19 protein-coding genes are annotated in these 23,217 nt (G+C 41.2%); 9 read left to right on the top strand and 10 right to left on the bottom strand.

The features are described from left to right. Window positions 1–49: 49 nt before the first annotated feature. The gene (locus LEP1GSC192_RS09880) at window positions 50–1,330 is read right to left on the bottom strand and encodes a lectin-like protein (RefSeq protein WP_198289306.1); all 1,281 of its coding nucleotides are present in this window, start codon (window positions 1,328–1,330) and stop codon (window positions 50–52) included. A 310-nt stretch (window positions 1,331–1,640) separates the two neighbouring features. Between LEP1GSC192_RS09880 and LEP1GSC192_RS09875 the strand changes: the two genes are divergently transcribed. Beyond that, window positions 1,641–2,105 carry a DUF1801 domain-containing protein gene (locus tag LEP1GSC192_RS09875; protein ID WP_232420998.1) on the top strand — a complete coding sequence of 155 codons (465 nt, stop codon included), beginning with the start codon at window positions 1,641–1,643 and terminating at the stop codon, window positions 2,103–2,105. A 5-nt stretch (window positions 2,106–2,110) separates the two neighbouring features. On the opposite strand, the gene LEP1GSC192_RS09870 is transcribed toward LEP1GSC192_RS09875, so the two are convergent. From LEP1GSC192_RS09870 to LEP1GSC192_RS09845, 6 genes are all read right to left on the bottom strand, one after another. Next, window positions 2,111–3,343: a triacylglycerol lipase gene (locus LEP1GSC192_RS09870; RefSeq protein WP_020769598.1), complete on the bottom strand. Its 1,233-nt coding sequence runs from the start codon at window positions 3,341–3,343 to the stop codon at window positions 2,111–2,113. A 152-nt stretch (window positions 3,344–3,495) separates the two neighbouring features. Continuing rightward, window positions 3,496–3,843 (bottom strand): hypothetical protein, encoded by a 348-nt coding sequence (locus LEP1GSC192_RS09865; protein ID WP_020769561.1) that lies wholly within the window; start codon window positions 3,841–3,843, stop codon window positions 3,496–3,498. A gap of 68 nt (window positions 3,844–3,911) precedes the next feature. Next, complete coding sequence (locus LEP1GSC192_RS09860) at window positions 3,912–5,045, bottom strand: hybrid sensor histidine kinase/response regulator (RefSeq protein ID WP_020769474.1); 1,134 nt, start codon at window positions 5,043–5,045, stop codon at window positions 3,912–3,914. 1 nt (window position 5,046) lies between these two features. Then, a complete protein-coding gene (locus LEP1GSC192_RS09855; protein ID WP_020769672.1) occupies window positions 5,047–5,490 on the bottom strand; it encodes a response regulator in 444 nt (147 codons plus the stop codon). Between the two features lie 6 nt (window positions 5,491–5,496). Beyond that, window positions 5,497–7,287, bottom strand: a complete 1,791-nt coding sequence (locus tag LEP1GSC192_RS09850) for an ATP-binding protein (RefSeq protein ID WP_020769557.1) — start codon at window positions 7,285–7,287, stop codon at window positions 5,497–5,499. A 182-nt stretch (window positions 7,288–7,469) separates the two neighbouring features. Further along, window positions 7,470–10,607 carry a SpoIIE family protein phosphatase gene (locus LEP1GSC192_RS09845; protein WP_020769628.1) on the bottom strand — a complete coding sequence of 1,046 codons (3,138 nt, stop codon included), beginning with the start codon at window positions 10,605–10,607 and terminating at the stop codon, window positions 7,470–7,472. A gap of 212 nt (window positions 10,608–10,819) precedes the next feature. Between LEP1GSC192_RS09845 and LEP1GSC192_RS09840 the strand changes: the two genes are divergently transcribed. The 4 genes from LEP1GSC192_RS09840 to rdgB all read left to right on the top strand — a co-directional run bounded on the left by LEP1GSC192_RS09840 (window position 10,820) and on the right by rdgB (window position 14,793). Then, window positions 10,820–12,433 (top strand): hypothetical protein, encoded by a 1,614-nt coding sequence (locus LEP1GSC192_RS09840; RefSeq protein WP_232420997.1) that lies wholly within the window; start codon window positions 10,820–10,822, stop codon window positions 12,431–12,433. Next, a complete protein-coding gene (locus LEP1GSC192_RS09835; RefSeq protein ID WP_020769579.1) occupies window positions 12,430–13,680 on the top strand; it encodes an acyltransferase in 1,251 nt (416 codons plus the stop codon). The genes LEP1GSC192_RS09840 and LEP1GSC192_RS09835 overlap by 4 nt, the downstream gene beginning before the upstream one ends. Window positions 13,681–13,870: 190 nt before the next feature. Continuing rightward, complete coding sequence (locus tag LEP1GSC192_RS09825) at window positions 13,871–14,209, top strand: STAS domain-containing protein (protein WP_010514772.1); 339 nt, start codon at window positions 13,871–13,873, stop codon at window positions 14,207–14,209. Then, the gene (gene rdgB / locus LEP1GSC192_RS09820; RefSeq protein WP_020769857.1) at window positions 14,206–14,793 is read left to right on the top strand and encodes an RdgB/HAM1 family non-canonical purine NTP pyrophosphatase; all 588 of its coding nucleotides are present in this window, start codon (window positions 14,206–14,208) and stop codon (window positions 14,791–14,793) included. The genes LEP1GSC192_RS09825 and rdgB overlap by 4 nt, the downstream gene beginning before the upstream one ends. Window positions 14,794–14,825: 32 nt before the next feature. Here rdgB and LEP1GSC192_RS09815 read toward each other — a convergent pair whose 3' ends face one another. Both LEP1GSC192_RS09815 and LEP1GSC192_RS09810 read right to left on the bottom strand, forming a co-directional pair. Continuing rightward, window positions 14,826–16,472 (bottom strand): ATP-binding cassette domain-containing protein, encoded by a 1,647-nt coding sequence (locus LEP1GSC192_RS09815; protein ID WP_020769674.1) that lies wholly within the window; start codon window positions 16,470–16,472, stop codon window positions 14,826–14,828. Between the two features lie 94 nt (window positions 16,473–16,566). Further along, entirely contained in the window at window positions 16,567–17,253 is a 687-nt protein-coding gene (locus LEP1GSC192_RS09810) for a flagellar motor protein MotB (protein WP_036089669.1), read from the bottom strand. A gap of 149 nt (window positions 17,254–17,402) precedes the next feature. Between LEP1GSC192_RS09810 and LEP1GSC192_RS09805 the strand changes: the two genes are divergently transcribed. From LEP1GSC192_RS09805 to LEP1GSC192_RS09790, 4 genes are all read left to right on the top strand, one after another. After that, window positions 17,403–18,095, top strand: coding sequence for a hypothetical protein (locus LEP1GSC192_RS09805; protein ID WP_020769876.1), 693 nt, complete (start codon window positions 17,403–17,405; stop codon window positions 18,093–18,095). A gap of 231 nt (window positions 18,096–18,326) precedes the next feature. Next, on the top strand, window positions 18,327–18,920 hold the full coding sequence (locus LEP1GSC192_RS09800; RefSeq protein WP_020769460.1) for a TetR/AcrR family transcriptional regulator: 594 nt from the start codon (window positions 18,327–18,329) through the stop codon (window positions 18,918–18,920). Window positions 18,921–18,988: 68 nt separating this feature from the next. Then, window positions 18,989–20,236, top strand: a complete 1,248-nt coding sequence (gene ccrA, locus LEP1GSC192_RS09795) for a crotonyl-CoA carboxylase/reductase (RefSeq protein ID WP_036089522.1) — start codon at window positions 18,989–18,991, stop codon at window positions 20,234–20,236. 71 nt (window positions 20,237–20,307) lie between these two features. Beyond that, window positions 20,308–21,321, top strand: coding sequence for an NAD(P)-dependent alcohol dehydrogenase (locus LEP1GSC192_RS09790; RefSeq protein ID WP_020769667.1), 1,014 nt, complete (start codon window positions 20,308–20,310; stop codon window positions 21,319–21,321). A 7-nt stretch (window positions 21,322–21,328) separates the two neighbouring features. Here LEP1GSC192_RS09790 and LEP1GSC192_RS09785 read toward each other — a convergent pair whose 3' ends face one another. Beyond that, entirely contained in the window at window positions 21,329–23,128 is a 1,800-nt protein-coding gene (locus tag LEP1GSC192_RS09785; RefSeq protein ID WP_020769793.1) for an amidohydrolase family protein, read from the bottom strand. Window positions 23,129–23,217: the final 89 nt, after the last annotated feature.

Below are 23,217 nucleotides of genomic sequence, written 5' to 3'. Positions count from 1 at the left end.
GAATTCTCGGAGATCCCGTTTTTCGCGTTGGAGCGGAAAGTAAGTTAGATTATTTTCCGGCTTCCCAATATCCTTCAGAATACTGGTCGGTAAGATTTGCCCAAACTTCCGAAACTCCTTTCGCGATTTTTGCCTCTTGTAGTTTTTTATTCTCGTAAGGAGTTACAGGAGCGGAGAAGTTCCAGCCTCTAGAAGAACATGCGCTCTTTCCGTTTGCCCAATTTCCGGAAGAGTCAGTGATCGCCCAGTTTCCGCTTCCGTCTTTACAAGCGTAACGATAGCTATTAGAACATCTGTTATCGTTCCATCGTCCGCTTCCTACGATCTGGAGGCAATCTTCCGCTCCACCGTAATCGTTAGGCTCCGCATTATCCCAAGACCAAAGCCCTCGTTTTGCAAAATCAGGATTGAATTGGTCTATTCCGAATACGCTGATCCCGCAAGCCAACATTTGAGCAATATTATCGTTTGTGAATACTCCACTTTCTTTCACGCCGTCGTAGATACCGAAATAATTGGTGCTATCGTTGAAAACACGGGTCATGGTGTTATCATATACACTTCGGGACCAGTTGCAGCTAGGATATCCTTGAAAATTTTTAGGGCTGATCGTGTTGCTTCCGAAGAAGATCCTCTTCGAGTATTGGTTCCAAGCCCCTCCGTAACATCCATTACTCATCATCAGGATCCTTCTATTGGATGAAACCATATCCTTGAGTTTAGGCATGTTGGATGCGTTTGGAATATCTCCGCACGAACCGCTGCTATATCTGTAAAGATAAGGATCCAAGTAGTTCCTTACAATTCCTAAAAATTGGTCGGCCCTTCCGTCCAGATAATCCTCGAAGTACAGAATAAGAACTTCGTTCCTGTTTTGAGGGGAAGAGATCCAGTTGCGGATCTCTTCCAATCCTTTACTGGCGGGGCGATCGAATACGTTACATCCTAAATCGTCCGATTTAGCGTGGCAGAGCAAGAAATCATTTTTGAAATTCGTACTCAAATAATAATGAATATCCAATTCTATAAACCTAGCTCCCAATCTCAACTGGTCGGTGATAGAGACCTGTTGGTTCGGGAAAGCGTAAGAAAAGAAAGGTCCCGCATACGCTTTGCTATTATAGGAATTGTGTGTGCCGTAAAACAAAGCTTTATGCACAGGTAGGTTTGCAGCCACTTGCACTTGTCTTTGCACAGCGAGTGATTTTGCTTCCGCAGACTTTTCGAATATATCGATCGGACTTTCAGTTACTGCTCCTCTACTTGCAAACAAACTAGTCGAAGACAAGCTTATCAGCAAAACGGTAAGCATGATCAATTTTCTCTTCATATTTCCATTCACCTTTTTTACTTCTGTGGAAACATATTATTTCGAAGGCTTAACTTGTAACAAGCTTCTTCTTATAAGCGGCTTACATCTGTTTATTTTTATGAAAAACGATCGTTATTTATAATTTTCGAATGAATTAGTGGGACCACAAACAAACAGAGTTAAGTGAGCAACCGCTCATACATTATGTTTATATAATATTAATCGATCTTCACAATTTTTATACGCGGAGTATAAAATTGTGAAGATCCTTTTTATAAAACGAATATTCCCCGAAAAAATCTTGTTTGGTCGGAAGGAAGTCCGCAAAATGCGAAACATGCCAGCGAAGAAGAAGGCCAAGAAGGCAAGTTCCTCCCCTAAACAAGGGATAAAATACGAAGATAAATCCCCAGGACAACCGGAACTAGTCCCGATTTTTGAAGAGATCAAGAAGTTAATAAAACCGTATAAAAAGGGAAGCCTCAAAGAAAGAGGAGATACGGGAGGCCAATATGGATTGGTGAGCGAGATGGAGATCGAGGTAGACGGCAAAAAAAAGCCCGAAGTCTATTTCGCTGGCCTACTCGTTCAAAAGGGATATGTTGGATTTTATTTTATGCCTGTATACTCTCAGCCGGAATTGAAAAAATTTTTCAAACCGGAGTTATTGAAATGTTTAAAAGGCAAAAGTTGTTTTTATATAAAGAAAAAGGACCCAGTCCTTCTTTCTCAAATAAAAGACGCTTTGAAATTAGGATACGAAGAATATAAAAAGAAGGGTTGGGTTAAATAAAACCCTTACTTTCCTATGAAAATCTTCAGAAAATATTCCCTCAATTCGGAAGATGGTATGATCTGATAATGAGATAATCCTTTCAAGATCTTAACTCTAGTTTCCGGATTGGATTTTGTTCGAAATACGGAATCGCTCAAAAATGAAAGGCTTGGTTTTTCCACGATACCGTCTCCAATCCAAGAAGACCAGTCCCCTTCTTCTTCCGAAACAAAACTATAGATCTGGTAGGCATCTATCTCATCCAATTCTCCGAAATATTTTTCTTTCCCGTACCTGCCGAGATGTGTACCTTCTTTCCAATCTTCTTCTCGGATAATACCATGAGAAAGGTCCTTCATTGCTTCACTTCTCTGGTTTCCTATATATCCTACTAACTGCACAGGGAACACAGGCAAAGCTTCCGCACCAAGCCCCAGCCAGAATCCCACCTTTTCGATATAAGAACCTCCGTCAGGAGAGCTGATAAATAATACTTTTTGAATATTAGAGGCAAGTGGATTACCCTCTTTTCCCGAGGAATACAAAGCGCTTCTAAAGACGAGACCTCCTTGGCTATAACAGATCACGTCGAATTTTTTACTTTTTATATCCGGATCTTCCAGAACCTTTCTCATTAATTCCAAAAGTTTAGATCCGTTGTCAGAGATATGAGCCCCCGGATTGAACCGAAGATAAAAAGGATAATAGTTTTCCCGAATTAGGATCTCGGAGAAAGTTGGCTCCCCATTCTTGATCCAAAGTCCTTCGTCACAAAATAAACCCGGAACACAAAGGATCGGTTTTTTAGATCCGGACTTTTTCCAATCGGCCAATACTTCTTCAGGGCTTACGTCTTTTCCATCCAAACGAAAAGATGCTTGGATCTCGGAAGTGGTAATCATTCCCGCGAATGATTCTCCTACTACGCTGGAAACGGAAATATTCTCGAATACCTTTCTTTGGATCAAAGACTCCGTTTCGCTCAAAGCTTCCAGTGCGGTATGCATTGCTTGTGCGGTCGACTCGAATGCTTTCGAGAGACCTTCTTCCGTTTTACTTCCCGCTTCTCCCAAGGACTTGCCTGTATTTTTCAGAAATTCTCCCAGACGAGTACCGTTTACAGTCGGTGTTTCCGAAATTTGGGATAAACTTTTCGCACACCATTCAAATGAACCGGTTAGTGCGGATTTTACTCCGGACAGAACCCCGAGTGATGTGTCTCTTGCGAATGAAACTGCGAATTTTCCCAGCTTCATGCTGGGTTCTGTGGGTTTGTATGGCATATTTAGGATTCTTAAATGGACGGCGCCGCTTTACTATACGTAAAAATTGCGTGCCGTCAAGGGAGAAAGATAATTAAAATCAGCTATTATGAAGCCGGAAAGGCTTCTTAATTATTCGGATTAGACTAACAGGCCAGTTGGACGAAGCTGATCGCATCGGACTCGCTGAACTCCTCCTCGTCTTCCATAAAACCTAAAAATAGAGCCTGGGCTCTCATTCTTGCTATATGAGCGGAAGGATAGTCCATCACACATAATGTCTGTTTACCCAAGAAATCTTTTTCCTCTCCGAGAGCAAGTATAGGTTCGCTGGATTTACGGATACCCGCTTCTTCGCCGAAATCCAAGATCAATCTATAAGCTTTTTCCCCGCTATCGAGAACCAATTCAAAACCGATTACCTTGCCGATTTTTAAGTATAGATTGGCAAAAGGTCTTTCCGAGACTAAGTTTGTATATTCAATCGATTCCATCTTCTAGTATAACCGTTCTTAGATAATTATTTGACAAAAAAATTAAGAAGAAGGTCCAAAAATCGCTGTTAGACCGCGGGTAAATCCAAGAAAAATCGAGTATATTCCATTGGTGCACTTTCGAAAGAAAGAAACCCTCCGTGCTCTTTAACGATCCCTAAGCTGACAGAAAGTCCTAGACCGGTTCCCTTCTCCGCTCCCTTGGTAGTAAAGAATGTATTGAAGATGGACTTACCGATCTCCTGAGGAATTCCGGAACCGAAATCTTCGACAGTGATCCGCACCCAGGGCTTACCTCCGATCTCTTCGGGTTTTGCGGAGATGATCATCCTTTTGCTCTCATCATATTCCGGATAACGTTGATTCAATGCATCCGTTCCATTATTGATCAGATTTAAGAGCACCTGAAGTATCTGACCTTCTTTACACAGAACCGATGGAAGATCCGGCTGTACGTCCAGATCCAACTGAATTCGGCTCATTTTTAATCGCTGTTCTGAGATAGAACGTGTCTTGGATATTAAGGCGAACACGCTTACAGGTTCGAAAGCGCCTTTTTCCTGTCTGGCAAATCTTAATAGATCTTTTACCATTACGGAAATTCTCTCTCCTTCTTGTTTGATCTTAGAAGCGATCTTTTGCGCCTTATCTATATCCATCTCTCCTTTGGAGATCAATTGGGCATAATCGATGATCGCCATGATAGGATTATTGATCTCATGGGCCATAGCTCCGGCCAAAAACCCCATCGCTTCCACTTTCTGGCTTTGTCTAAGTTGTTCTTCTATTTCGAACTTCTCTTGCTCTGCTCTTCTTAATGCCTTATGTTCTTCTATTTCTCGGATCGCTCTTCTTAAAGCGGGAACAAGTTTCACCAACCTGTCCTTGAGAACGTAATCCGTCGCTCCTCTTGTCAAAGTTTGAATGGCTGCATCTTCCCCGTATGTTCCGGAAACGAATATAAAAGGAGTAGAGGGACACTGCTCTTTTGCAATGGATAATGCCGATAATCCGTCGAAGTTCGGAAGTGAGTAGTCTGAAAAGATAAAATCAGGCTTTTCGTCTATAATTGCTTTTAGGTATTCGTCCCTGTCCTGGACATGTACAGGAATATAATCCACCCCTCCCCTTTTTAGCTCCCTTTGGATAAGCTCTAGATCGGTAGAAGAATCTTCTAAAAAAAGGAACTTTAGCGTCTTCATGTCAATGCACCGATCTATTTAATATACACCAATATTGTCCTATTTCAGATACCGTAACGATTAATTTTTCAAATTCTACCGGTTTGATAATATAACTATTCACACCTAATTTATAACTTTCTACTATATCTTTTTCTTCCGCGGAAGAAGTTAACATTACTACGGGAACCGTTCTCAATTTTTCATCGGACTTTATCTCTCTTAGTACCTCGAGTCCGTCTACTTTCGGCATTTTCAGATCCAACAAAACGAACAAAGGTTTTCCGCCGGATTCTCTATCCTTGTATCTTCCTCTACAAAACAAAAATTCCAGAGCCTCCTCTCCGTCTTTCACATGGAAAACTTGATTTACTAAATTATTTTTTCTGAAACCTCTCAAAGTAAGTTCCGCGTCGTTCGGATTATCCTCAGCATAAAGTATATCATAGTTTCCCGATTGGTTCATTCTTCTCTATTCCTTGTTCGGTATTGTAAAATAAAATGTGGCGCCTTGTCCCATTTTTCCTTTCGCCCAAACTTTTCCGCCATGTCTCTGTACGATCCGATCCACGATTGCAAGTCCGATACCGGTTCCGTTAAATTCCTCATTGGAATGTAATCTTTGGAATACCTTGAAAAGTTTATGAGAATATTGATCGTCGAAACCAACTCCGTTATCCTTTACGAAAAACGTTCGATTCCCTTCTTCGTCTAAAAAACCGATTTCGACAAAAGGATTTTGCGACTTGGAAGAATACTTAAATGCGTTCGAGATAAGATTCAACCAAACCTGTTTTAACATGGAAGCATCCCCTTTGACCGGAGGAAGTTCCGAAATTTGCACCTTAGGACTCTTGGATCCGTATTCCTGATTTATGATCTCGATCGAATCCGAAACCATATGTTTCATGTTTATGGAATCCGATTTTGGTTCCAGTTTTGAAACACGATAAAATGCAAGAAGGTCGTCTATCAATTGCCCCATAAATTTGGAATTGGTGGCTATCACGTTCAAAAGTCTGAGAGCTTCGGGCTCCAAAACAGCGGAATAATCTTCCAGCATGATCTTGGTAAATCCGTCTATTCCGCGGATCGGAGCCCGCAGATCGTGAGAAACGGAGTAGCTAAAAGCTTCTAATTCTCGATTCGCATATTCTAATTTTCGAATGTTTTCCTCGAGATCCCGATTTAATTGGATTATTCGGAATTCCCTCTCGTTCCTTTCAGTCACATCCAGCCATTCCACGACACTTCCCAATCTGTTACCGGAAGAATCGATTACGGGATCTGCGCTTAGAATAAATTGTCTTCCACCGATAGAAATGGAACTTTTGTGAGTGTCAGTAAATGTAGAAAGGATTTGCCTTTGTTTTTCAGGTTGAGAATGGAAAATATCTATACAGGATCCTAAAAGCGCTTCCGGAGAAAAACTAGGATATTGGTTCCGAATATTCTCCTTTGCTGTTTGGAACATATTTACAACGGAACGGTTCGTATATACCACATTCAGATCGTTATCCGCAATCATAATATTGCTAGACGCACAATCTAAAGCGGATTTGATCATTAATATTTCCTTATAGAACTTTTCCTTTTCGGAAAGTGAATTTTCTAAAAGTGTATTTTTTTCAGATAGGATCTTTTCCGCTTTGATCTTTAGATCGGATTCCTTTTTTAAGAATCTATAAACTGCTATTAAGATAAGAATATTAAACGAAATCGAAAGAAACAATATCCAATCTGTGATCTTTTCATTAGTTTTGGAATCGGAAACTCTTTCCGCTAAAAGTGAGATCTCTTTTTCTTTTAGTCTGTCGATAGAACGACCTATCTCATTTTCCAGAGCGGCGTTTTCCGCTTTCGCTTCTTTGTTTTGGAAAGGGGAATATCCGAATTTTTGGATCAGTTCATCCCGCCTGATAAGTAATTTTTCCAACTCAAGGAGGCCGGTTTGTTGGGTGGGATTATCTCTAGTAATATATTTTAGTTCCCGGAGTTTAAGGAACAGATTCTTTTTTTCAGTTTTATAATATTCAAGGTCCTCTTTTTTTTCCGAAGTCAAAAAGAGCAAAAAACGGATCTTAGTTTCCTTTACCGAAGAAACCAAACCCTCCAATCTTGAAAGTACTCCGAAAGTATGAGATTCCCAGTCTTTCGATTGTGTAAGATTCCTGCTGCTAATCCAGGAAGAAACACCGATGATTAGGCCTAAAAATCCTATCCCGACAATCCCGAATCTCAGTTTAGAATTATAAGAGAGCATGATATAAGGAAAAAGATAAATTAAAAGTTCTTAATCTTCTAATTCTATCTCATGTTTGATCCGCGTATTTTATTTTTTTTGACCTGATTTTGCAAGATATTTACATAGTTTGGACAAAATTAATTTCCTGAAATCATTTTCGATATTTAACCTCTTAATTAAGTCACATTAGATCGAAAGTTTTAGATTTTATCTAAGGCTTGCTTTATCTTTTGGACCTGGGAGTTCTCCGGCTCCAATCTGTGGGCCTCTCTTAAATGTTCCTTTGCTCTTTCATAGTTTCGTAAAGCGATTGATATCCGACTTAGATTAATCAAATTTCTAATATGTTCCGGCTCTCTTAAGAGTAATCTCTCGCCGAAATCCTGGGCTTTTTGGAATTGTCTAGCTCTTCTAGCTACGTACGAGGCGATGAATAATATTTCTTTATCCACGGGACGGATGTTAAGATATTCTTCCGCAAATTGAGAAGCTTTGGAATAGTTCTTTAATCGAATATGATACTTAAGGAGTCCTTTTTTGACCTCTGGTAGACGATCGTCTATCGAGTCTGCTTCTTCCAATAAAGATAATGCTTCTTCGATATTCTTGTTTTGGGATTTTTCTTTCGCTTTTTTGAGAAGTTGCCTTATCTTTTCCTTCTCTTGTATCCTTTCAATTCCACCTTCTTCTTTAAAGGAGATACGAACCAAGGACAAGTCGTCAGTTAAAGAACCTACTTTTTTTATGGATTCGTATATAATGGAAAGTTCTCCTTTTCCTTCTTCGATAAGTCTTAGGAAAAGTTTTTCATCGTCATTGATGATCCTTGCACCTTCCTCGTCGTTCCCGATAAGGATATCGTCCCTTCCGTCCGAACCTGCTATAATTATATCGCCAGGTAATAGCTGGAACGTTTTCACCGAAATTTTTCCATCCATTCCGGTAGTTCCCAACTTTCTGAACATGAGGTCTCGCTCTATAAAATCCGCTTTTCCGTCCCTGTACAACACTGTCCAAGGATGTTCCGCATTAATATAATATAACGTTCCGGAATTTTCATCTATCAGTCCTATCACTGACGATACGAGCATAGAACCTTCGAAACTTTCGAATACTTTATGCAATTCTATAAAGGCATTTTTCAGCCATCTTTCCGGAGACTGTTCCTTCATTGATCCTACTATCCGAGTTCTCTCTATTATGGACTCGCATACGGCTCCTAGAACCAAGGCTCCCCCCGCTCCTTGCATGGATTTTCCCATGGCGTCCGCATTTAAGAACACTATGTAACGTTGTCCTCTCAGCGTGATCTGGTTGGAGATATTCATATCCCCACCTATCTCATCGTTAAATCTTCGGAAGCTGAACTTCTTCTTTTGTTCTATCAGAAAGTCCACTTTTACGTTTTCCGAAACTGCCTTGTTTGCTCCTAAAGGTTTGATCAGAAGTGATGTGAGGAAATAGTCCCCGTCCTGTTGTTGTTTTAGTTCCCTCACTTCTTCTAGGGTTTTTTCCAATTCCTTGGTCCTATCTTTTACTTTTTCTTCCAATTCATCCGCGTATTCCTGGAGTCTTTTTTTAGCGGCTTGGATACTTCTTGCCATCTTATTGAAAGATCTAGCGATAAATCCGATCTCATCCTCCACACGAGGGGTCAGTCTATAGTCTAAATTTCCCGAATTTACTTCCGTTAGTCCGACAACTACTTCGTCCATGGGAACCACGATCGCATTCTGGAAAAAGAACCGGAATCCGATGACGATCACAAAAAAAGTCAGGACCATAGAGGCGACCAAGATAAAACTCGGATCATGATGGAATATTCTATAATCTTTATATTCGAATCCCACTTCGTATATCTTTCCGTTCGGATTCGGAAGAAAATAATAGGACAAATACATCACAGGTTTAGGATCGGAAGGAGAGTAGATCCTTGTGCCACGGTAGATCCTCTCTCCTGCAAAATGTATTGGGGCCAATGAATTTAATACGATCTTCGAAACTTGTTCGGCCGATTTATTCGAATTGACCGCTTGGACTGCCGATTGTTTTACGTAGGCCAATGTCTCCGAGAGGCCTATGTCCGGCGAAAAGAGCAATCCTTCGATAGATTTTTGTTTTTTACGGTCGGGAAGTCGGGAGTATTTATTTCTGATAATATTCAGTTTTCCGTATATACCTCGAAAATAATCCTCCATATCGGAGTCTTTTACAGTCTCATTATTTTTGGATTTCAAGAAAGCAAGAACTCCGATAGCATACGCCTTAAAATCGTTTGGAGAAGATTCCAAAATCTTCTCCGTTTTTTCCAAACGTTCTTTTGCAGGCAAACTTCCTAAATTAGAGATCCTTTGTTTTTCTCTAAAGAATCGGACTTCCAACTCATCTTCTTTCTTAAATCTGGGATCTTTGTTCCCTCGCTCCGATCGGAACTCACCTTTTTCAGGATCATAAGAGACTATATAAGCGAGACCTTGCGGATTTTTTTCTTCCATAACGGCAATGGAGCTGTCTCTTTTTTTCATCTCATCGTAGGATCTTTCGTATCCATTCAAGATGGAATAACCTACCAACTGATAACATACGAAGAATGTAGCTAAAGAAACCCCGATAATACGGTTTAAGATCGTAGTTCTTTCTTTAGTAGCATTCACATAAACGATCATGATCAGGAACATACCCGTAACCATGCCCAGATTAAAGGACTGCTGGTAAGTAGCACGCGCAACTGATCCGTTACGACTAAGCGCGTTCAATATTCCCGGAACTACAGTAATCACGGCATAACTAAGAAGAATGTAAATTACCGACCTTCTCTCTTTACCTTTCTCAATGATCGCTTTCCATATCCCGATAACAAGATAACATGCTTCGTAGAATAAGATAATATATATAAAATAACTGTAAAATACGTGTGCTTCATAATCCCAATAATGACTTCCTGGCACAAAAGATCTAGGAGCATCCCAACATATAAATATATAGTATCCTGTGACGACTAACACTCCCAAATATAGAAGCCAATAAAAGATCAAACCTGGTAAGATCCCTTTCTTCCTTGGTTCAGGGAAATATATAAAAAAACCTACCAATTGTGTAAAACTCATCAGTGGTCCTGCAATTGCAATGACCCGATGGAAAATCGTACTTTCGTCAAAGGAGATAAAACCCCAAAAATATCCTACATTATGGAAAACGGTTGTTAAACCGCAAACCCCCAAATGAAAGGCGGCCATACTTCTCTCTTTGATCGTAAGAAAAAAGAAGCCGGCATAGAGGAAGTACAGAACTATTAAGATCGAACCGAAAGAGTAAAAGTTAAAAAATAACGGATCCATTGATTGGTGTTGAAAAGCGGTCCCGGAAGCTTAGAGTAACGATCTGACTCGGATCAAGCGTAATTTATTTCCAAAATTTTATGAGACTTCTGAGATTTGTAGGAATTCCAGTTTAAACTCGTTCAAGGGTTTTTCTAATACTTCTCTCTTCGCATAAAGCACGTTCTAAAAAGGAATCTTCTTGACCCAGGAACCGAAAAACGGAAGCTTACTTGAAATATCGGCCAACCTACTTTCCCCGATTCATGCAAACATCTTCAGACAGAAAACTTCCGCTATATGTAATTTTCCCGATCTTATTCTGCTTAGGATATCTACTGGCAAACCCCGGGTTCTTTAGCCAACCATACCAAGAGACAGGAGATTATGCTGCCAACGCTCTTCAGATCTGGAAGGCTGGAAAGTTTGAAGAAACATTAGGAGCTTACTCCCGTTTTTTAGTGAATCACCCGGGACCAATCGTCTTTTATTATCTTGCTCTTGCGGAAAAAATATTTTTCTTTGTGAGGTCACCTCACGGAGCCCACTCTATCGGGATCGTTTTTTATAATCTCATTTTCCTTCTGATCGGTTTAAAAATTTTTTATAGTTCTTCCCTAACCTTTAGCCGTAGAACAATGCCAATCCCTGGTCTTCAAGAGCCTGGATCTTTTCAAACCGGCTCTGATACAAAATCGGAAGAGAACAGATCAACTGCTCTTCTATTTGCATCCCTGGTAATAGGATTAATCCCACTCTTACCGAATGCATTTTCCAATATCTGGGGACCGGGAGTGGTACTTTTACCCACATTGGTATTGATCCTTTCTTTAACGGATTTTTCCCAAGGTTCTATCCGAAATTTTTTTTGGGTTATAGTTTGCTCGAATATCATCGTACAAAACCAAATTGTCGGTATTTCTTTTATTGTACCGATGTTCGCCGTAGGAAGTTTTTATTTTTATAAAAATAAAGGACTTTCCCGATACAAAACGAGGGAGTTCGGTTTAAACGTCCTGTTGGCGATAACATTTACGATTATCTGTTGGATCCCGCCATTAGTTGAACAATTCACAAATTCTCCCGGCAATTTAAGTAAAATTTTCGGATTAGCTCTTAAGAATTCTACCTTTCACAAATTGGGCCCTACGCTACAATACGTTCTGTCCTACTATGTATCCCCACTCAGTATCCCGAAACAGATCCCGGCCCTTTTAGTGGTAGGTATACTGTTCGGAATTCCTATTTTCCGGAAGGATAAATTACAAGAATTTGATAGGTCATTACTCAAAATCCTGATCTGGTCATTCTTTATTACGTTATTCGGCGCTTTCAAGATGAAAGGCGGCCAGATTTCCCATATTTATTGGTTCACATATGTTCTGGCAGGACTTCTTTACTATTTAAATCTAAAGGTTATTCTATCTAAATTAGATTTTCCGAGTACTAGAAACTTTCGAATTTACTCTATTTCCATAGTATTCCTTTGTATCGCTATCTACGGTAAAAATACGGAATTCGAGTACGATAATAGACCTGAAAAATTTTTAACAGCACTCTCTCCGCAAAAAGAAAACAAATACAGGATCCTTTGGAAATCGGATCCTAAAGATTTCGGACAGGGAGATTTAGCCTTGGGTATCCTCCTGAGATTAACCAGAGAAGGATACAACGTATGCCTGAATGAAGAATGGCATTTTTTAGTTCCAAGATCGTTCAGATGTCCCGACTCGGAACCTGCAATTACGATCATATTAGAAACCCCGGAAAAAGAAAGTGAAGAGTTTCAACTTCTAAACAAGAACTCCTTTCACTATAAATCCACAATATTAAGGATCATTGAATGAAAGAATATTTCCTTGGAATTTTTAGACCCGATGAAAGGGAGATCGCACCTTTTAACGGAGCAAGGACCATCGGCTTTTTTATGCTGATCTACGGGCATATGTACCGGACAGTTCAGATCTTTATACCGGATATAGATCCCTATTTAAGAAATTTCTTAAACAACGGATCCGTATGTCTGGACTTATTCTTTCCGTTAAGTGGATTCCTGATCGCAAGCCCTTTATTTGCGGAATTAGAATCCAAAGGAACTATCAACTGGAAATTCTTTTATATAAAAAGATCCCTAAGGATTTTTCCTCCGTTCTATATTTTCTTAATATTGCAGTATTTCGTATTCATTCCTGCAATGCTCAAAAGCGCTCCCCCTGAACTTATCCCTCAAATAGAAGCGGCAAAAAGTAAAATTTGGTTCGATTTTCTTTATATATCCAATTACTTCAAAGGGACCATGTTCCATGGTTGGTCCCTATCTCTGGAGGAACAGTTTTATATAGCATTTCCGATCTTTCTATTGGTTATTTTCAGATATATTCCGAAACCTTTTAGATTAGGATCTTTGATCTTTCTTACCGCACTTCCTTTGATCTATCGCGCGATCTTCATGTATACAGTGATCCTAAAAACCTCCGGCTCAGAAAGTGTGGATCTATACAATGCAAATATCTATTATCCGTTCCACGGACATATAGATTCCGTCCTTTATGGGATCATATTCGCATATATATTCAATTTTCATAAAGGATGGGTGGAAAAAGCTCTCCAATTGGGTCCCTGGGCCAATTACCTGCATGCAGGACTTTGGATCGGTTTATTGGCTTACACCGCTCTAGCGAATGAATTCGAAATGGGATTTCATCAGGTCGTTCGTTTCCCAAGTTTTGCTCTGTTGTGGATCGGGATCTTTATTCTTTCTATGAGAAAAGGGGATCCGATCGGAAAATTCCTTTCTTGGAAAGGATTCTCCCCATTTGCAAAATTATCCTATTGCGCATATATCATCCATATCGTGGTGATGGCGCCTATTTCTAGAAAGTTACTTTTTGCGGATAAAAAATTGGAACAACACGAATTCCTGCTCTATACAATTCCGGTCGGGTTAGCAGTTTTCTTTTTCGCTTATTTTTACCATTTGATCACTGAAAAACCGTTTGCGATCCTAAAGGACAAGCTGATTGCAAAATACAAAGTTAAGATGACCTCGCAAGTTTTCAGCGAACAATTGCAAAAGGTCCCTGATCTGAAATGAGAATTAGGGTCTTTGAACGACCCGGAGAATAGGGACATAAACGAAGTTTTTTCCCGGGAAATTCGTTAAAATAGGCTCCTCCCCTTCTTTTTCTAAAATTATTCGAGAAGAAGGGGGAAAGAAGTTCACGAAAGCTTGTTTTTTGCTTGCTATTAAAAAATCGAATATGCACACAAGGTTCGTTACCCACATGGAAATAACGGTTCAAGGCGACATCCACATCATCAAAATTTCCGGATCCATTCTGCAATCCGACAGCGAGGAACTGGACCGCAATCTGAGCGATCATAATTTCGAACCTTCTCCTAAGATCATAATCGATCTTACAGAGGTGAGTCATATTTGCTCGACTGCTCTGGGGATCCTAGTCTCCTACAAAAAAAAGTTCAACTCTGCGGAAGGGGATATCATCATCGTAGTGAACGACGACGATCTTCTTCAACTGTTTGAGATCACAATGTTGGACAAAGTTTTTAAAGTTCTTCCGACTATCGAAGACGCTTTTGACGAGTTCAAATTGGGAAATTGAAATCCCTTTCTTTAGCTTCCAACAATTCCCATAAAGTTCGCGAAATCCGGGCCATCCTTTCTCCTTTAGGGTTCACTTTATCCACCCCGAAGGAGTTAGGGATCGATTTCGGTCCGGAAGAAACCGGTAAAACTTTTACGGAGAATGCAATTCTCAAAGCCAGGGAATTATTCTCTCTTTCCAAACTTCCTTCTTTAGCGGACGATTCCGGAATTTGTGTGGAAGCTCTAGGCGGAGAACCCGGAGTTTATTCCGCTCGTTTCGGTGGAGATGGTTTAGACGACGAGGGAAGAGCTAGACTTCTTCTGGAAAAAATGAAAGGAGAAAAAAATCGGAACGCAAAATACGTATGCGTGATCGCGTTAGTCACTTCGGAAGGAGAATTTACATTCGAAGGAGAATGTCCCGGACTGATCTCCGATTCTTACGATACAAGCGGAAATGGATTCGGATACGATCCTATTTTCTATTACCCGCCCTTCTCAGCACATTTTTCCCAAGTCTCGGATGAGAAAAAGAACTCGGTTTCTCATCGCAAGAAAGCATTGGATGAGTTAGTAAAATACCTGAAAACATATTCATAAAACTGAATATGCTTCGAGCGAATGTATCTGTCTTATTGAGCTTCCGTAAGAACAGGCCCGCCTGCCAAACGTTTATAGAATTCTTGACCTTCTCTTTCTAAGAACTCTTCGTAAGTACCTTTGAAGTCTCGGATACCCTCCGTTGTAACTTCCAGAACTCGGGTCGCGATCGAACTTATAAATTCCCTATCGTGAGAAACGAATAAGATAGTTCCTTCGAACTTGGTCAAAGCATAGTTCAAGGACTCGATGGACTCCAAATCCAAGTGGTTGGTAGGTTCGTCCAAAGCCAGAAGATTGTCCTGGGCCAAGATCATCTTTCCTAAAATGATCCTGGATTTTTCTCCTCCGGAAAGTACCTGGGTCGGTTTTTTAGCCATGTCCCCGCTGAATAACATTCTGCCTAAAATTGCTCGGATCTCTTCCATCTCGGTGCCTGGAGGAGCGTATCTATATAACCATTCTATAATAGAGTCTGCGTCTTCTCCAATCCCTTCTCTATGATCCTGAGGGAAGATAGAAGCTTCTACGGAATCTCCGAAAACAACCTTTCCGGAATCAGGTTCGATCTGTTTCATCAGAGTTTTTAAAAGAGTGGTCTTTCCGACACCGTTTGTTCCGATGATCGCGATCTTCTCGCCTTTAGTGATATTGATCGTAAAATCTTTAAAGATAACTCTATCTTCGTAAGCTTTGGTGATATTATCGGCAAGGATGACGTCCTTACCCAAAACCCGTTTCATTTTGAAAACTATATAAGGAAATAACCTGGAAGAAGGTCTGATCTCCGTCATATTATCTTTGATCTTCTCGATCATCTTTTGGCGAGAAGTAGCCTGTTTGGATTTTGCCGCATTGGCGCTAAATCTACTTACGAACTCTTGTAGTTCTGCGATTTTTTCTTTTGACCTTTTATTATCGGATTGAGCTCTTTCTCTGGCAGCCTGAGAAGCTTCCATATACTCGTCATAGTTTCCAGGATAAACTGTCATCGTTTGATAATCTAAGTCGCAGATATGAGAAGCAACCGAGTTGATGAAGTGACGGTCGTGGGAGATCACAATAACGACTCCCTTGTAATTTAATAAGAATGATTCCAACCAGTGAATTGTCTTGATATCCAAGTGGTTGGTAGGCTCGTCTAAAAGTAGAACATCCGGTTTTTGGAATAGAACTTGGGCGAGTAATACTCTAAGTTTGAATCCACCTGTTAAAAAGGAAAGTGTCTGGCTGTGGATGTTTGTAGGAATTCCTAAACCTTCCAACAATTCTCCTGCAACACTTTCCGCCTCGTATCCGCCCATTTCTCCGAAAGCTTCCTCTAGTTCGGAAACTCGGATCCCGTCTTCGTCGGACATTTCGGGTTTGGAATAAATTTCATCCCTCTCTTTGGCGATTGCCCAGAGTTCCTTATTCCCCATCATCACAGTATTCAATACGGTTTCATTTTCGTATTCGTAATGGTCTTGTTTTAAGTAACCTACTTTGACTCCTACATCGATGGCAACGGAACCCGCGGCAGCTTGTTCCATTCCGGCAAGGATTTTCATAAAAGTGGATTTACCGGAACCGTTGGCTCCGATCAGACCGTATCTACAGTTTTCCTTAAACTTAACTGTAACGTTTTCAAAAAGAATTTTCTTTCCGAAATTCAGAGATAAACCCGAAACGCTGATCATACAACCTACCTAACACCGAAGGAATCTTAAAAAGAGGGGATAGGACCATAGTTTATAGGGTGCAGTAATTCGCCAAGCGAATCCTAGGCCGGGTCTATTCGCTCAATTTACGTAATTCTTCGATTCCAGGTAGATTCGATAAATCCGGGACGATTACAATTTCTATCCTTCGATTTGCGGTTCTATTCTCCACACTTGTATTCGGTACAGAAGGACGAGAAGATCCCATAGAAGCAGCGCTGATCCGATCTTCCGGCATTCCGGACTTCACCATTGTATGCAATACGGTCAAAGCTCTTGCGGACGCAAGTTCCCAATTGGAATATCCTTTGATACCGGTGGGTACATCGTCCGTATGACCTTCTACTTGGAATCTTCTTCCGTGAAGGGAAGATAAGATCCCTGTAACTTCTTTAATCGCATCCGTTCCTTTTGAGGATAAACTCGCAGATCCTGGAGGGAATAATATATCGGAAGAAAGAATTACTACCATTCTTCCGTCTACGATCCGGATCTTTAGTTTTCCGGAATCGATCATTCCTTTAAAACTTTCTAATAGGCTTCTGTAATCGGCGATCCTTCTTTCCGTTTCTTCCTGGATACGTTTCATATCTTCAACGGATCTTTGAAGAGAAGATTTATCTCTTTCTAAATTGGAAAGCTCCCTTGCTTTTTCGTCGTACATCGCTTGTAATGCGTCGTATTTGGATTGCGAAACGCAATTGGTTAAAAGGGGAACTGAGACTAAGGCAAAGGTAAGAATACCCAGATTCGTTTTCATGATTCCTCCGAGTTTTTTCTTATAACAGGGACGCATAATTCACTTATCGTTGTTTTTGGACTTTTCCCAAGGGATTCTCCTCTATTTTCCGAATTATTTTCGAAAAAATCTGGCGAGAATGTGCGATCCAAGTTAGTCTGTTAGTAATCATGCGATCTTTATTATTAGAACTTCCCCGACTTGGATTCTTTCCCTTAATTTTGTTTTTATTCTTAATTATCCAATCGAGCCCGTACGCCCAAACCGCTCCTTCAAATCCCCCAGCTAATCCTAAAGAGACCATAGCAGGAGGCCCCCCCCCATTCAAAAAATTGGTGGAGGAAGTTAAGATTTCTTTAAAAGACAGAGGATATATCGTAGACCGAAAATCACATTTTACAGGTTCCGTATTCAAAGGGAATACCGTATCATTCAAACTACAATTCCCCGAAGGAAAGGATAGAAAGATCGTTCGCAAGTTAGGAATAGGTCTCGCTCACGAAAATCCTGACCAAGCCGTATTGGTTCATATCTTCCAATCGGATAGCGAAGATAGAAAATTATCTCCTCTATTTACGGGATTTGTAGAACCTTCTTTCGTGTATGAATGGGAAGCTAGATTCGGAGAAAATCATTTCTTAGTAGAGATTAGATTAGATGAATCGGAGTCTAACGTTGCAAACTTCGAGCTTCTATTCGGAAGCCAATTATACACTCCTGCAGCCGCGTTCGGGAGAGAGGAAAAGGATCAAAACCTGAACCAACCAGGTTCTCCAGGCAAAAAACAACCGGGAGCCGAAGGAAGACTTCCTGGTACGAGTGAGTTGAATAACTACTTTGAAGTTTTTAAGAAAGAGTTCTGAATCTTCAGATTGCATTTAAGTCGGGTAAGACTAACTTTCCTACAAGATTGACCTAAATAGCATTTCCAAATAAGTTAATGAATTGCGGAATTCTGGCGTTTGTTATATCTTCGCTAATATAGTGAAATTTCTATCCTAAAGGATAGATCTTCCGGCGATTTCGGGATCTTCGATCTTCAGACAAAAAAAAATCATTTCGCCGGATTAATCCTCCTAAAAGAGGTCGGATCGGTGAAAAAGAAGGACGGTAGCCCAGTCTACCCCACAAACGGAGTTTTCAGAAATTCTCGAGAGAGAATTTTAGAAGGCGCTGCGATTGCTTTTGCCCGCAAGGGATTCCATGGAACTTCTCTGAGAGAGATCAGTAGAGAATGTGGGTTGGAGCAACCTAGTATCTATCATCATTTTCATTCCAAAGAGAACCTGTTTAGAAAAGCGTTGGTAGCCACTCATTTGATGATATTGAACGATATCCGAAGCAGAGTGATAAAAGATAAAGGTTTAAGAGAAGAGGTTGTATCCGTATTTAGGGCAATTTCCGATATCGCTAGACAGTTTCCCGATAGAGCTAAACTTCCCTTCAGCTTAGTATATTCTGCGCCGGAAAATCTGGTCCAAGAATATACGAATCATTATGGAGCCCAGTATAGAAAGTTACTGGATGCAGCCGTGGATCGGAACCCCCCGGCTAAGAATGCGGAACTTAAACTATCCCTTCTCGTGGACCTATTGCATAGTTTGATACTTTCTATCTCCTCAGAGCGATTTTTTGAGGATAGGGTCAGAGGATTGGAAGATAGGATCGATCATATCCTGCTTAGTTAGCCTCAAAAGCTAAGTTAAAGACCCTTTTTTTTCTCGTAAGCCTCGGTCGGTTCTGTTTTCTGGTCCCCATGAGCGCACCTGAAATCGTACCAATTGGCCAACTCCCTCCGTTAGGGGTGGTCCCGAAAAAAATGCATGCACAGGTCATCCGACCAGAGCGTTATGGAGACCCGATCAAATCCATCCAACCGGAAGAGATAGATGTCCCTGAAATTGCTCCGGACGAAGTGCTGGTTGCAGTCATGGCGGCAGGAATTAATTATAACAACGTATGGGCCGGTCTAGGCTTCCCGGTAGATGTGATTGCCGCTAGGAACAAAAAAGGCGAGCCGGAGAAGTTCCATATCGGAGGTTCTGACGCTTCCGGAATCGTATATAAAGTAGGTTCCGAAGTTAAGAACGTAAAAGTCGGAGACGAAGTCGTCCTACACTGTGGTATCTGGGATAAAAACGATCCTTGGATCAAAGCTGGGAATGATCCTATGCTTGCACCTTCCGAATTGATTTGGGCGTATGAAACGAACTGGGGATCCTTCGCACAATTCTGTAAGGTCCAAGACCACCAATGTCTTCCTAAACCGAAACATCTTTCTTGGGAAGAAGCTGCTGCTTACATGCTCGTTGGAGCAACGGCATACAGAATGCTTCACCACTGGAAACCGAACGATGTAAAACCGGGGGACGTAGTGTTGATTTGGGGAGGAGCCGGTGGACTCGGAGCTATGGCAATCCAGATCGTAAAAGCAGCAGGCGGAATTCCGATCGCTGTAGTATCTTCCGACGACAAAATCGACTTCTGTAAAAAGCTTGGCGCTGCCGGTGTAATAAACAGAAACAATTTCAAACATTGGGGTGCCCTTACTTCGGATATTAATAAGCCTGAAGTATTTGTAGAATGGACCAAACAAGCCCGCGAATTCGGAAAGGCTATCTGGGACATCGCAGGAAAAGGAAACAATCCTAAGATCGTATTCGAACATCCGGGTGAGACCACCATCCCTACTTCCGTTTTCGTATGTGAAACCGGAGGAATGGTAGTTATTTGCGCGGGAACCACAGGTTATAACGCAACCGTAGACTTAAGATATCTGTGGATGCGCCAAAAACGTCTCCAAGGTTCTCACTTTGCAAACGACGAAAACGCAGCCGGTTTGAACCAACTCGTGATCGACAAGAAGGTAGATCCTGCTCTCTCTCATACGTACAAGTTTGAAGAGACAGCAATGGCTCACCAATTGATGAAAGAAAACAAACACCCTTCAGGAAACATGAGTATCCTTGTGGGTGCTGATAAACTAGGACTAGGTAGAAAGTAAACTACCGCAGAAGGGCTCCTGATCGCGGGAGTCCTTCTACCCTCCGAACTACATTATAAAAGTATAATCAAATGAAAGCGGTCCAACTTTCCTCTTTCGGAAAAGAAAATCTCTCCTTAATCGATCTACCGGAACCGGGCAAGCCAGGTCCTGGAGAAGTTTTAGTCCGTTTCAGAGCGGCTTCCTTAAATTTCAGGGATTATCTGGTGGTTCAAGGAAAGTACAATCCGAATTTTCCCGTACCAATGGTTCCTTGCAGCGACGGATCGGGAGAAATAGTAGAAGTCGGAGAGAATGTCACAGGTATTAAGAGCGGAGATAAAATAAACGCAACCTTTGCTCCATACTGGTTATCCGGACATGCAAACAAAAAAGAACTCAGGACCACTCTCGGCGGTCCTTTGGACGGGACTCTAAGACAATATGCAATCCTTCCTGCAACCGGAGTGGTTCCAATGCCTTCTCATCTCAACTTTGAAGAAGCTGCCACACTTCCTTGTGCCGGACTTACCGCTTGGTCTTCTTTTTTTGTGGAAAGCCGACTCAAAAAAGGGGAATCCGTAGTTATACAAGGCACAGGCGGAGTTTCCTTATTCGCATTACAATTTGCTAAAGCAGTTGGAGCCACAGTCTATTTGACCTCTTCCTCCGACGAAAAACTGGAAAGAGGAAAATCCTTAGGCGCGGATTATCTGATCAACTATAAAAGTGTAACATCCTGGGGAGAGAAGATCAGAGAGTTAACCGGTGGAGAAGGTGCCGATCACATAGTGGAAGTGGGCGGAGCTGGAACCTTAGAACAATCCATTAAGGCAGTAAAATTATTCGGCACAATCCATCTAATCGGGATCTTAGCGGGAGCCATCAAGGATCTAAACCTTCTCCCTCTGGTCATGAACCAGATCAAAGTCCAAGGGATCGTAGTCGGTCATAGAGAAGGTTTCCTTGCCATGAACAAAGCAATAGAAGAATGGAAACTAAAACCGGTAGTGGATAAGGTCTACGAACTTTCCGAATTCAAAGATGCATTAGATTATTTGAAAGACGGAAAACATTTCGGAAAGATCGTAGTTCGTATTCCTTAAACTTGGTTTAAGCGGCAGAACCTGCAGTTTCCCGTTTTTGCCCCTTTGTAGAGCGGTACAAATAATCTTTTGCCTTATGGGCCATAAATCTACCGAAACCGTTTTCTTTTCCGATCTCGGGAAGAACGATCCCGTTCTCCACAGCGACTTTTCCGTTAATCAGCACCGCACGGATCGCTTCTTCATTTCTGCGAACCAAACGAACCATTCCACCGAATTCCGGCATGGGGGTTTCTTGGATGGTTTCCACTTTTTCGTTCAGACCGTTTGGATTTAAAAGAACGATATCCGCTTGAGCCCCTACTTTCAATTTGCCTGTATCTAAACCGAACCAATCAGCGATCTCTCCCGTCACTCTCCAAACCGCCTTTTCCGTAGAGAGGAAAGGTTTTCCTTCCAGTTCAGCATCTCTCACTAATTTCAGAAAACGTAATGGAAAATTATAATGAGCCATTCCTCTTAAATGGGCTCCTGCATCCGAAAATCCGATCAACACATCCGGATGACTGACTATATACTTTAAAGGACCTTTTCGATCGTTGCCGATCACGGTATACCAACGGATATCGTTCCCATATTCGGCGCAGAGATCCAAAAATGTTTCGACCACATGTTGTTTTCTTTCCTTTGCGAGTTCTGAAAAAGATCTGCCCACTAGTTTTTGATCAGGACATTCTACAATCTTGGATTCGTTGAAGTCTCTATGAAATACTCGTGGCAAAAACCAATTGGTCCATTGTCTGCGAAACCATTTTCTATACCCTTTATCGAGCAGAAGTTTCCTGCGCTCGGCAAGATCCGCCAAATGAATGGCAGCGGTTCCCGCACCGAATTCTTCGAAGACTACTACATCCACTCCATCCGCATAAAGATCGAATACCGCCGGAACCGCCTGCAAACGAACGTCTCCTTTTAAGATCGTATTCACGATCCGAGTTAAAAACGCTACCAATTTGTAAATAGATCGATTGGATCTTGGATCCATGAGAGAAATGATTGTAGTCTTTAGTTTTTTTCTCAAAATCCCTAGACTTTCCTTAAAGAATAGAAGAACATTATACTTTGTAGAAACGTTCGGCACTCCTTGGAAGATACGCTCTTCTCTACGAACGATTCGATTCAACCTGCTAATCTCGGACCATTTGGCAAAGGTAGACGGAAGAGGTTTACTTCTGAAACGACTACCATCCATCTTGTCCCAGGTAAGAGTATTGATAGACAGTCCCAAGTATCCGCAGTCGATCGCTTCTTGCAGAAGTTTCTCCATTTGTAACATTTCCTGCTCCGTAGGTTTTACTCCATGAGAAAGAGATCTTTCCAATCCCATAGAATAAGCTCGGATAGCAGAATGCCCCAAAAATGTAGAAACATTCGGACCCAAAGGAAGCGAATTCAAATGGTCGGCATATTCTTTCATCGAATTCCAAGTTTTCTTTTTTTGTAATAAAGGTAGCACTTGCTCTCTCGGGATTGCCTCCACCCTACTGAACATATCCGCAAGGTCTTCAGCCGTTCCGATACAAAGACTGAGAGAACAACTTCCCATTGTGATGGTGGTCACACCGTGCATTACAGATTCTTTAAGTCCTGGAGAAGCTTCCACCTCTGCATCGTAATGTGTATGAAAATCAATGAATCCCGGAGTAACCCAAAGTCCTTTTGCGTCATAAATCTTCTTTGCATCACCGGAAATCGATTTTGAGATCTCTACAATAGTTCCATCCAGGACCGCAACATCTCCGATAAAGGATCCGTTCCCTTCTCCATCGAATATTCTTCCATTCTTGATCAGAACATCGTACTTCATAATGATTCCTCTTCTCTATCCTATGTTTTAGAGCTTCGCTACGAAAGTGTATAATAATCCACAGTCAATCTTTTTCAAATTTTTTGAAT

It is taken from the genome of Leptospira sp. B5-022, from assembly GCF_000347035.1.
GTDB lineage: Bacteria > Spirochaetota > Leptospiria > Leptospirales > Leptospiraceae > Leptospira_B > Leptospira_B cinconiae.
This window is presented reverse-complemented; position numbering and strand designations above follow the sequence as displayed.